Source organism: Clostridium sp., assembly GCF_050717515.1.
Taxonomy (GTDB): domain Bacteria; phylum Bacillota; class Clostridia; order Clostridiales; family Clostridiaceae; genus Clostridium_AD.
Map to the genome: position 1 here is coordinate 171,396 of NZ_JBOITL010000042.1, position 12,152 is coordinate 183,547.

A 12,152-nucleotide genomic window follows, 5' to 3' on the forward strand; every position below is an offset into this window, starting at 1 on the left:
CTGCATCGGGGTTCCCCCGTTATAGGGATAGAGCATAGCGCTGTGCTTGAAAAAGTGGCTTTATAATCACTATAGTGATTATAACTTAGAGTGGGACCACGAAGCAAAACTTCGTCTCTAGATTAGAGGGAGTTTTTTTTGTATCCAAAATTTTTCAGAAAATTTACTGACGAGTATATAATTGTCATTTTTCATTTAAGAGAATTGTAGGAATGTAGAAATATAGATAGATTTTAAAGCAAATTAATTATTTTAAATTTGGAGGGATATTATTATGATGTATAACAACGTTTTAGATATGATAGGAGCAACACCGGTTTTAAAATTAAATAAATTAGTAAAGGGTGACATGGCTGATATTTATGTGAAACTTGAAAAGTTTAATCCAGCTGGAAGCATAAAAGATAGAGCGGCACTTGGGATGATAGAAAAAGCTGAAAATTTAGGACTATTAAAAGAAGGATTTACTATAGTTGAACCATCTAGTGGAAATATGGGAATAGCTTTGGCTATGATTGGAAAGATCAAGGGATACGAGGTGATTATTGTAATGCCGGATAGCATGAGCGTTGAAAGACGAAATTTAATTAAGGCATATGGAGCACAACTTGTGCTTACGGATGGTACTAAGGGGATGAAGGGCGCTATAAACAAGGCTAAGGAAGTAGCCGAGGGAAAACCTAATTTCTTTATACCTCAGCAATTTACTAATTTAGCAAATCCAGAAAAACATTATGCTACAACCGCAGAAGAAATAGTGGAAGACGTGTCCGATTTAGATGTGTTTGTATCGGGAGTAGGAACTGGTGGAACAATTACTGGAGTAGGAAGAAGATTAAAAGAAATTAGAAAAGACATTAAGGTAGTTGCAGTTGAACCAGAAAAATCTCCTGTATTATCAGGTGGGGAACCTGGACCACATAAAATCCAAGGAATAGGAGCAGGATTTACACCAGATATTTATGATGCTGGCGTTGTTGATGAAATAATAAAAATATCTGATGATGAGGCTTTTGAAATGGCAAAACTAATGGCCAGTGAAGAAGGCATATTAGTAGGAATTTCAACAGGAGCGAATATTGCAGCAGCTATAAAAATTGCGAGTAGAATAGGTAAGGGTAAAAAAGTTGTTACTGTTGCACCTGATGGAGGAGAAAAATATATCTCCATGGGGATTTATGACTAAATCAACAATATTGCTATGTAGGAGTGAATGGGTATATGTTTAAAATGCTGAAATATGAAATTAAAAATGTATTAGAAAAAGATCCAGCAGCTAAGAATTGGGTGGAGGTAATATTTCTATATCCCTCTACTCATGCTATAATATTTTATAGAATAGCTCATTTTCTATATAACCATAAAATCTATTTTATATCTAGAGCTGTATCACAAATAGCTAGGCTTTTTACTGGAATAGAAATTCATCCAGGGGCCCAAATAGGAAAAGGGTTATTTATAGATCATGGAATGGGCGTGGTAATAGGAGAAACGACAGAAATTGGGAATAATGTAACATTATATCAAGGAGTTACACTTGGTGGAACAGGTAAGGACACCGGAAAAAGACATCCTACTTTAGGGAATGATGTGGTGGTAGGTGCTGGTGCAAAAATTTTGGGACCAATTAAAATAGGATCTGGTAGTAAAATTGGTGCTAATGCTGTAGTTTTAAAAGATGTATTAGCTAAGGCAACTGCTGTTGGTATTCCAGCTAGAGTAATTTTGGGGAAAACTATTCCTATAATAGAGATTAAGGATTATTTAGGGAAGACTAAAAGAATGTATAATGATATGATAATATAAAAAGGACTGACAATATGAGCATTAAGGAAGAAATAATAGAGTTTTGTATAAAAAATGGAATAGACACAATAGGATTTAGCGAGTGTAGGATTTTTCATGAGCTAAGTCCTTATTTTGAGACAAGAAAAAAGCTTGGGTTAGAAAATGAGTTTGAGGAGCATAGTTTAGATAAGAGGATAAATCCATTTTTATATATGCCAGAGGGAAAAACAATAATTACAATTGCATTTCCCTATCTATATAGTCTAGATTTTATTGAAGAGACGTATTTTTCTAAATATACGTTAGGAAGAGATTATCATGCTGTTGTAACTGAATACATGGAAAAAATATGCAAGTTCATTGAGGGTATTGGCGGAAAAGCTATGTCTTTTGTGGATAGCAATGCGCTTCCAGAGAGATACATTGCCTGTAATAGTGGAATAGGATTTATAGGAAAAAATAATACACTGATAACAGAAAAATACGGATCATATGTTTTTTTAGGTGAAATTATAACAGATTTAATAATCCTACCAGACAAACCCATTGCGCAAAAATGCGGTAATTGTGAGATGTGTTTAGAAGCTTGCCCTACAAATTCTATAGTGAAAGGTCAAGCAGGAATAAATAATGATGCAAATATATGTCTTTCCTACATAACTCAGAAAAAACATATAGAGGATCATTGGTTTGGAAAAATAAATGGTAGATTATTTGGTTGCGATACCTGTCAGAGAGCATGTCCATACAATAGTGGAATTCAGTTTAGTGATATTAGTGAATTTAAACCATATGAATATATGAAAAACGCGGACGTGCAATCCTTAATGAATATGAATAATGACTTATTTAAAGATAAGTATAAAATAACTTCTTGTGGGTGGAGAGGAAAAAATATACTTAAAAGGAATGCAATTATTAATGCGATTTCCATTGGAAAAGTTAAGATTATAACCCTAGAGAAGGACACATCACCCTATATAAGGGATTATTATTATAGACTTTTAAAGTTTTTCAATTTATAATAATTTTATAAATATTTTTTTAAGAAAGGTGGAATTTTAATGATTTCTCCAATAGTACTAAAAATAATAGATTTTTTGCCGGATAAAGTTGTATCATTTATAGCAAATAAATTGATTGATTCATATATTAATAAATATGCAAATATAAAAACTTGCGGGATGGAGAAAATTGTGAAGGTAAAGTCTCCTATAATTTTCATATGCAATCATTTAAGTAATGCAGATGGTATAATTATGAATAGGCTATTAAAGGATAATAATGTAACTTTTGTGGCAGGCGTAAAGTTAACTGATAACAAGCTTACTAAACTAGGGTTTCACGTAGCTAAGACTATAAATATAAAACCCAATTCTGCAGATAAGGAAGCTATATCTAAAATCATTAATACTCTAAAGCAAGGAAATAACATTATGATTTTTCCAGAAGGAACCAGGAGTAGAAGCGGGCAAATGGCAGAAGCAAAGAAGGGTCTTTTATTAATGGCTAAATTATCAAAGGCAACAATTGTTCCCATGGGAATTTGGGGAACAGAAAAATTATTGCCTATTAATGAAAATAACATGGCCTCAGAAAAATTCAATTATGCAGATGTAAATATTAATGTTGGGGAGTCTATTATGCTTCCTAGTAAAAAGGCCGATGAGGATAAAAATCAGTATCATGATAGGGCTATGCGTGAAATAATGTGTGGTATAGCGGTGCTACTTCCAGAACAATATAGAGGAGTATATTCTGATTCTAAATAGGTAATAATAAAAAAATAAGGCGATTGAAAACAAGAGTTCTAAAAAATGAAATCTTGTTTTTTAATTGTGTATTATTAAGCTTAAAGAAATGAAACGTAATAATTGGAAATGATAGAAAAAATTCATAAGTATAAAAAAAATAAAAGGAATATTGCTTTTAAAGTAAACGTTTTGCAATTTGATTTGGCATTTGGAGCTAAAAGATATATAATGGAGTTGAGATTAAATATAAAATTCTTATATATTTTTATAGGAATATACAAAATAAAAGGTTGGAGGCATGTTACTATGGGAAGTAAAGTATTAGGAAAATTTTTAAAAGATAATTTAGATGATTTAAAAAGTAAAGGTTTGTATAACGTAATAAATGTACTAAAGAGTTCAAATGGACCTGTTATTAAAATTGGAGATAATGAATTAGTTAACCTATCTTCAAATAACTACTTAGGTCTTGCTACTAATCCTAGAATGATTGAAGCTACTATTGAAGCAACTAAAAAGTATGGTTCAGGAGCAGGTGCCGTTAGAACAATAAATGGTACTTTAGAAATACATACTAAATTAGAACAAAAACTTGCTGAATTTAAACATACAGAGGCGGCTATTGCTTTCCAGTCAGGATTCAATTGTAATATGGGAGCAATTTCAGCAGTAATGAATAAAAAAGATGCTATTCTTTCAGATTCCTTAAATCATGCATCCATAATAGATGGATGTAGATTATCTGGTGCCAAAATCATAAGAGTAGAACATTCAGATATGGTAGATTTAAGAAATAAAGCAAAAGAAGCAGTAGAGTCAGGCTTATATGAGAAAATAATGGTTATTACTGACGGTGTATTCTCTATGGATGGCGATGTTGCTAAACTTCCTGAAATTGTAAAAATAGCAGAAGAGTTTGACTTAATAACATACGTAGATGACGCTCATGGTTCAGGAGTAATGGGAAAAGGTACGGGTACTGTACATCATTTTGGACTGTCTGATAAGATAGACTTTCAAATTGGTACACTATCAAAGGCCATTGGTGTTGTAGGTGGATATGTAGCTGGAACAAGAGACTTAATTGATTGGCTTATGGTTCGTGCTAGACCATTCTTATTCTCAACATCACTAACTCCAGGAGCAGCAGGCGCTGCGATTGAAGCTATTAATATTCTTACAGAAAGTACGGAATTACATGATAAACTTTGGGATAATGCAAATTATTTGAAGAAGGGTTTAAAAGAACTTGGATTCGATATTGGAAACAGCGAAACTCCAATTACTCCATGTATCATAGGAGACGAAGTAAAAACTCAAGAATTCAGTAAAAGACTATTTGAAGAGGGCGTTTACGCAAAATCAATAGTTTTCCCAACAGTTAGAAAAGGAACTGGAAGAGTAAGAAATATGCCTACAGCAGCGCATACAAAAGAAATGTTAGACAAAGCATTAGCTATTTATGAAAAAGTTGGAAAAGAAATGAAAATAATAAAATAAATATAATCAGAGTATAACGCCTAATAATTAGGCGTTATACCTATTAATTTAAACGTTTACAATATTATGTGTTGTAAGCTAAATATGGAGGTAATATAATGAAGAAAATATTAGTAACAGGAGCCTTAGGGCAGATAGGTTCAGAACTGGTAATGAGAATGAGAGGAATTTATGGTAATGAAAATGTAATATCTACAGATTTAAGAAAGCTAGAGGGTAGTCCCGTAGTTACCACCGGGCCTTTTGAAATATTGGATGTAACCGATCATGAAGCTATGCTCCATCTTGCTAAAAAATATGAAATAGATACATTAGTTCATTTAGCAGCGCTATTATCAGCAACAGCAGAAGCAAAACCGCTACTTGCTTGGAATATAAATATGGGTGGGCTTGTAAACGCTTTAGAAGTTGCAAGAGAAGTGAAGTGTAAGTTCTTTACACCAAGCTCTATAGGTGCATTTGGACCATCTACGCCTAAAGATGATACTCCTCAAGATACAATTCAAAGACCAACAACTATGTATGGTGTAAATAAAGTTGCAGGAGAATTATTATGTGATTATTACTATAAAAAATTTGGGGTTGATACAAGAGGAGTTCGGTTCCCAGGACTAATTTCTTATGAAGTTCTTCCAGGAGGCGGAACAACTGATTATGCAGTTGACATATATTATGAAGCATTAAAATCAGGCAAATACACCTCATTCATTGCCAGTGGTACAAAAATGGATATGATGTATATGCCAGATGCAATAAATGCAATAATTAATTTATTGGAAGCGGATGCATCAAAACTAATACATAGAAATGCATTCAACATTGCAGCTATGAGTTTTGAACCGGAAGAAATAGCTGCTGAAATCAAAAAACATATGCCTGGTTTTATTATGGATTATGATGTAGATCCAATAAGACAAGGAATCGCTGATTCATGGCCAAATTCAATGGATTCAACTTGTGCTAAAAATGAGTGGGGATTTGTAGCTGAATATGATTTAGCAAAAATGACTACTGATATGCTCCAAAAATTACGTGCTAAAGGAATTGGCGCTAAGTAATAGTTATAATTTATACGTTGTTTTCCTCATATATGAGGAAAACAACGTATTTTTATTAATAATTCTAGAATTAGATTATTTTGGTATAGAATGTGATAGAATAATCCTAAGGAAATATTCTTGCTAGTAAAAAGTAGGTGATTTATATGAATAAAAAAACAATTAAAAAAGTACTTGAAATTCTTAATGAAACATACGCAGGTGCAAAGTGTGGCCTTAATTTCAACAATCATTATGAACTTTTAGTTTCAACTATACTATCAGCACAATGCACTGATGAGAGAGTAAATATTGTTACAAAAGTGCTGTATAGGGAATATAATACACCTGCAGCTATGATTACACTATCACAAGAGGAACTAGGAGAAAAAATTAAAAGCTGTGGATTTTATAATAATAAGAGTAAAAATATATTAGGTGCTACAAAAGTTATTTTAGAAAAATATGGGGGCCTAGTACCAAGTACTATGGAGGAATTAATAGAGTTAAACGGTGTAGGACGAAAGACAGCTAATGTGGTATTATCTAATGCATTTGGCGTTCCTGCCATTGCCGTAGATACACATGTTTTTAGAGTTTCAAAAAGAATTGGCCTTGCCTCAGGAAAAAATGTGGAAGAGGTAGAGCAAGAGCTTATGAAAAATATTCCTAAAAAAATGTGGAGTGATGCTCATCATTATATTATATGGCATGGAAGAAAATTATGTAAAGCTAGGAAGCCTAATTGTGATATGTGTCCTATAGCGCCATATTGTGAATTTTTAAATGGAAAATAGATATTTATACGCTAATTCACAAAATTTAAATATTAAATTAGTAATCAATATAGATGCTACAGAATAATAGGGAGGCTTTTAGATGACAATACAAGAAGAATCATTGAGGATGCATAAAAAAAATAGAGGCGTTTTGGAAGTGATAGGGAAAATAGAACTTGAAAATAAACATGATCTATCTATTGCTTATACCCCAGGGGTAGCAGAGCCTTGTTTAGAAATTGCAAAAGATAAAAATAAAGTTTATGATTACACTATAAAAGGAAATACTGTGGCAATAGTTACTAACGGTACAGCGGTTCTTGGACTTGGCAATATTGGTCCAGAGGCAGGACTGCCTGTAATGGAAGGTAAAGCTCTATTATTCAAGAAATTTGGAGGAATAGATGCTTTTCCTATATGTCTGGACACCGAAGATCCTGAAGAAATTATAAGAACAGTTAAATTAATATCTCCAGTATTTGGAGGGATAAATCTTGAAGATATAAAAGCACCAGAATGTTTTTATATAGAAAAAAGATTAAAAGAAGAATTGGATATACCTGTATTTCATGATGATCAGCATGGTACTGCAATAGTGGTTTTAGCAGGACTTTATAATGCTTTAAAATTTGTTAATAAAAAATTAGAAAGTGCAAACATAGTAATTAATGGAGCGGGATCCGCTGGAATTGCAATATGTAAGCTGTTATTTAGTGCAGGAGCTAAAAATATATTACTCTGTGATAAACATGGAGCAGTAGTTGAAGGCGACGCTATTTTAAATCCAGCTCAAGCTGAAATTGCCAAAAGTACAAATAGACACATTAAAAGAGGAACTTTAAAAGAAATAATTGTAGGCGCGGATGTTTTTATAGGAGTATCTGCACCAGGAGTATTGACAAGTGAAATGGTTTCAACTATGAATAAAAATAGCATAGTCTTTGCCATGGCTAATCCAACACCAGAGATTATGCCAGATGTTGCAAAAGAGGCTGGGGCTGCAGTGGTGGCTACGGGAAGATCAGACTTTGCAAATCAAATAAATAATGTTCTTGTTTTCCCAGGAATATTTAAAGGTGCGCTAGCAGTTAGAACAAAGGAAATTAATGATGAAATGAAACTGGGAGCAGCTAGAGGAATTGCTAATTTGATTAGTAATGAAAAATTATCCGCAGATTATATAATTCCAGATGTTTTTGACCCTAGAGTCTGTGAATCTGTAACTAAAGAGGTTATGAGGGTTGCAAGGGAAATGGGTCTCGCTAGAATTTAGATCTAAAGTATAGAACTGATAGATAAAGCCCTTTAATGTTTGCAAACATTAAAGGGCTTTTAAATTTTATGAAAATCATAGAATTATATCTAAAAGTTCTTCCTCAATAAGGTCATTATATTTTCCAAGCCTATAATCATTGACTAGATTTTTCTTTTCTTCAATTTTTAAAGGCATCATCTTTTCTAGTAGTTTTTTTGGGAACTCCACATAAGCTCCCTTTGGAGTCATTTCTGAATCAAAAGTTATAATAGCTGGAATGCGGACTTCACCTGTGTATTCTTCTAAAAAGCTTTCATAACCACTTTTGGGAAAACAATATAATTTTATGTTTTTATTTTGTTCTGCCATTCTTTTAATAAAGGGTAGCGTAACAATGCAATCAGGACAGTATCCTTCAGAAAAAACTGCAACATTAATAGTTGAAGTTAAATTTCTTAGAGATTCTTTAGTGACTGAAGACAAGGTAGTAGAATTATAGGTTATAAGCTGTATATCGCCATATTCTAGTTCGGATTTTTCCAAGTACTCTTCAAAAGTTAAACCTTTTGATAAGTTTATCATAATTAACATCCCTACTTTCAGTGAAATTATTAATTCTAATTTAATAATAGTGCACATGCTAATAAATAACAAGTCAAAGATACTTTTATTGACTTGTTACTTATTAGCATGTGACTAGATAATACAAACTTAGTTAATGTACATTATGTACTTAAACATAAGTACATAAAGGCAAAGACTGCCCAGCATTATAAAAATATGAAATATTTCATGAAATCCAAAAAGCTTAAGATTTATTTTGGGCCATTTAGTTGCATAGATAAGCCCTCCAATAGTATAAAAGAGACCACCGGCTAGAAGCCACATAAATCCACCTAAAGATACAGCTTTTATAATAGGTATAACAGCAAAAATGGAAATCCAACCCATTAAAATATAAAATCCAGTGTATAACCATCTAGGTGCATCAAACCAAACAATTTTAAGTACAATTCCTATAAGAGCCAGTAGCCAAATAACTACGAAAAGTACGGTTCCCATTGTGCCTTTTAAAGCAATTAAGCATATAGGAGTATAAGTACCTGCAATTAGAACATATATCATAGAATGGTCTACTCTTCTAAGTATTTTTATAACTTTTTCTGAAGATGTGGATTTATGATAAGTTGAACTTGCACAGTAAAGTAGTATTGAGCTTATTCCAAACACTGCAAGGATAATAGTGTTATATACGTTTGTTGTGTCTAAAGAGTACTTAATGAGAAGTATTAAGGCTATTGTGGATAAAAGGGCACCAATTAAATGTGTAATGCTACTTACAGGTTCTCTAAATTTTGATAACAAATGGATCACTCCTTCTAATTCATAATTTTTTATTTATAGGTAATAATATAAAAAAACAAAGACAAAACTCTTTGTGATATGTACTGGCTAAATATAGGATATCCAGTTATGAAAATCTTATACATAGTTTTTATAACTATGTTAAACATATGTTAATACTACAATATAAAATAGTATATATCAATAATGATATAATTCATATTTATACTGAATTTGGGCAATAATTTAAATTATTGTTAAATTGCAACCTATAGCTTAGGAATGCTACAAATATATTGAGCCAATAATAGTAATTCACAAGTACTATTATATTTAGTTAACACCCGCTCATAGATTACGTTTATTTGTGGATTACTAGTAATTAATGCTATATAATGAAGGTGAGGTGAAATAAATGGAATATAACAAGGAAAGTTTAGATAAATTAGTAGAAGAGATTATAGGAACAAAGGATATTACTTTAATGGAAATACCTTGCGTAGATTTATATATGGATCAAGTTACAACTTTCTTTAATGAAAAACTGGGAAGTCTTAAAAGAAATGATGATGATAAGATTCTTACAAAAACTATGATTAATAACTATACTAAAGGTAAAGTATTGATGCCAGCAAAAAACAAGAAATATACTAATGAGCATATGATACTGCTTATGCTTATTTATAATTTAAAGCAGAGCATATCAATTAATGATATCAATACTATTTTTGATTCTATTATCGATATAAAAGCCCCAAAAGGTACTAGTATTTCATTGGAAAATTTATATGATAATTTTTTAGATATCAAAGAAGTTCAAAATCAAAATTTTGTAAGTGATATAGATAAAGACTCGGAATTTATAAAAAGTAGAATTAAAGAAATGGGAAAAAAAGATGGAGAGTTATTAGAATTAATATTAATGGTATTGCTACTTATTAATAAGGCTAATATGCAAAAAAGAATGGCAGAAAAATTAATTGATAGCTTTCTGAATAAAAAATAATAAATTTTATATATCTTATTTTTGAAATGTAAAAATGTCTTATTATCAATGTTTAAAATTTGGACTTATTGTAGTATAATGTAAATGTATACAATAAATAAAATCAATTAGGTACATGAAAATAAGGAGATGGGTGTATGTCAAAAGTTGTAGAAAAATTTTTAAAATATGTAAGCTACGATACTAAATCTGATGAGGAATCAACTACCGTTCCAAGTACAAATGGTCAAATGATACTTGGCAAACAATTAGTTGCTGAATTAAAGGAAATGGGTATACAAGAGGTAAGTATAGATGATAATGGATATGTAATGGCTACTATTCCGTCAAATGTAGAAAAAGATATACCAACAATAGGATTTATAGCACATATGGATACTGCTCCAGATATGTCAGGAAAAAACGTTAAGCCTAACTTTGTTTACAACTATGACGGAGAAGACATAATATTAAATAAAGAAAATAATATAGTATTATCCCCAAAAGATTTTCCAGAGCTCAAGAATTATATAGGAAAAACTCTTATAACTACAGATGGAACTACACTACTAGGAGCTGATGATAAAGCTGGAATTTCTGAGATAATGACTGCTGTAGAGTATTTAATGGAAAATCCTAGCTTTCCACATGGTAAGGTTTGTATTGGATTTACACCGGATGAAGAAGTAGGACGTGGGGCAGATCTTTTCGATGTGAAAAAATTTGCTTGCGATTTTGCATATACTATGGATGGCGGTACCATTGGGGAATTAGAGTCCGAAAATTTTAATGCTGCAGGCGCGAAAATTTCTATTCATGGCAGAAATGTTCACCCAGGTTCAGCAAAAGGAAAAATGATTCACTCTACACTTATAGCAAACGAATTTATGAATTTATTGCCATCAAATGAGACACCAGGTACTACAGAAGGTTACGAGGGATTTTATCATTTAATTGCTCTTAATGGAGATGTTGAAACAACAAAACTTCAATATATTATAAGAGATTTTGAGAGTGAAGGCTATGAAAATAGGAAAAGATTTATAAAAAATATAGTAAAGACGCTAAATGATAAATATGGTACTGGAACCGTTGAAATAGAAATAAAGGACCAATATTTTAATATGAAAGAAAAAATAGAGCCAGTTAAACATATTGTAGATACAGCATTTTTGGCTATGAAGGAGGTAGGAGTGAATCCTATAATGGTACCTATTAGAGGCGGTACGGATGGTGCGAGGCTTTCATTTATGGGACTTCCTACACCAAATATATTTGCAGGTGGACATAATTTTCATGGTAAATATGAGTTTATACCTACATTCGCTATGGAAAAAGCTGTTGATGTAATACTTAAAATAGTTGAACTATATGCTGGTAAATAATAGTACGTTTAAATATAAATAACAATTCAATAGTGAATTGTGGTTAAATAGTGAAATCATTATATTTTTATATAATGATTTCACTATTTTTTTATAAATACAAATAATTGTACATACTAACTAAAGTGTAAATAATAAATAGTGTTTTAAAAATATACAATGTTTATTAAAGGTTTGTTAATAAAGTTGACACTAAACTGTAACATAGAAGTATTAATATATACTTAAAGGTAAAATACAAGCAGAAATTCAAAAAGACATATAAATATCCTATTTACTATAAAGCTAACGACATTTCTGAAGTTGTTAATATTGAAGCACCACA

General features: G+C 31.4%; 12 protein-coding genes and 1 other annotated feature (1 of these 13 only partly in view). Of the genes, 10 read left to right on the forward strand and 2 right to left on the reverse strand.

Translation table 11 applies throughout. The features are described 5' to 3' along the window. Nucleotides 1-122 (forward strand) — a binding site (T-box leader) (it extends 144 nt beyond the left edge of the window). A gap of 152 nt (nt 123-274) precedes the next feature. The 8 genes from cysK (at nt 275) to ACREV6_RS25180 (ending at nt 8,131) form a co-directional block, all read left to right on the forward strand. Next, nucleotides 275-1,186, forward strand: a complete 912-nt coding sequence (gene cysK / locus ACREV6_RS25145; RefSeq protein WP_431580778.1) for a cysteine synthase A — start codon at nt 275-277, stop codon at nt 1,184-1,186. Nucleotides 1,187-1,221: 35 nt separating this feature from the next. After that, nucleotides 1,222-1,806: a serine O-acetyltransferase EpsC gene (gene epsC / locus ACREV6_RS25150; protein ID WP_431580779.1), complete on the forward strand. Its 585-nt coding sequence runs from the start codon at nt 1,222-1,224 to the stop codon at nt 1,804-1,806. A gap of 14 nt (nt 1,807-1,820) precedes the next feature. Next, the gene (gene queG / locus ACREV6_RS25155) at nt 1,821-2,813 is read left to right on the forward strand and encodes a tRNA epoxyqueuosine(34) reductase QueG (protein WP_431580780.1); all 993 of its coding nucleotides are present in this window, start codon (nt 1,821-1,823) and stop codon (nt 2,811-2,813) included. Between the two features lie 39 nt (nt 2,814-2,852). Then, nucleotides 2,853-3,560: a lysophospholipid acyltransferase family protein gene (locus ACREV6_RS25160; RefSeq protein ID WP_431580781.1), complete on the forward strand. Its 708-nt coding sequence runs from the start codon at nt 2,853-2,855 to the stop codon at nt 3,558-3,560. 288 nt (nt 3,561-3,848) lie between these two features. Beyond that, entirely contained in the window at nt 3,849-5,042 is a 1,194-nt protein-coding gene (locus ACREV6_RS25165) for a glycine C-acetyltransferase (RefSeq protein WP_431580782.1), read from the forward strand. A gap of 98 nt (nt 5,043-5,140) precedes the next feature. After that, nucleotides 5,141-6,100: an L-threonine 3-dehydrogenase gene (locus ACREV6_RS25170; RefSeq protein WP_431580783.1), complete on the forward strand. Its 960-nt coding sequence runs from the start codon at nt 5,141-5,143 to the stop codon at nt 6,098-6,100. A 146-nt stretch (nt 6,101-6,246) separates the two neighbouring features. Then, complete coding sequence (gene nth / locus ACREV6_RS25175; RefSeq protein WP_431580784.1) at nt 6,247-6,876, forward strand: endonuclease III; 630 nt, start codon at nt 6,247-6,249, stop codon at nt 6,874-6,876. An 82-nt stretch (nt 6,877-6,958) separates the two neighbouring features. After that, on the forward strand, nt 6,959-8,131 hold the full coding sequence (locus tag ACREV6_RS25180; protein WP_431580785.1) for an NAD(P)-dependent malic enzyme: 1,173 nt from the start codon (nt 6,959-6,961) through the stop codon (nt 8,129-8,131). A gap of 75 nt (nt 8,132-8,206) precedes the next feature. Here ACREV6_RS25180 and ACREV6_RS25185 read toward each other — a convergent pair whose 3' ends face one another. After that, complete coding sequence (locus tag ACREV6_RS25185; protein ID WP_431580786.1) at nt 8,207-8,695, reverse strand: thioredoxin family protein; 489 nt, start codon at nt 8,693-8,695, stop codon at nt 8,207-8,209. Nucleotides 8,696-8,824: 129 nt separating this feature from the next. Next, nucleotides 8,825-9,478 (reverse strand): PAQR family membrane homeostasis protein TrhA, encoded by a 654-nt coding sequence (trhA, locus tag ACREV6_RS25190; RefSeq protein WP_431580787.1) that lies wholly within the window; start codon nt 9,476-9,478, stop codon nt 8,825-8,827. Nucleotides 9,479-9,872: 394 nt separating this feature from the next. On the opposite strand from trhA, the gene ACREV6_RS25195 reads away from it, so the two are divergent. Together ACREV6_RS25195 and pepT are read left to right on the forward strand one after the other, a co-directional pair. Further along, a complete protein-coding gene (locus tag ACREV6_RS25195) occupies nt 9,873-10,463 on the forward strand; it encodes a DUF1836 domain-containing protein (protein ID WP_431580788.1) in 591 nt (196 codons plus the stop codon). Nucleotides 10,464-10,600: 137 nt separating this feature from the next. Beyond that, nucleotides 10,601-11,827, forward strand: coding sequence for a peptidase T (pepT, locus tag ACREV6_RS25200; protein ID WP_431580789.1), 1,227 nt, complete (start codon nt 10,601-10,603; stop codon nt 11,825-11,827). The last annotated feature ends 325 nt before the right edge of the window (nt 11,828-12,152 follow it).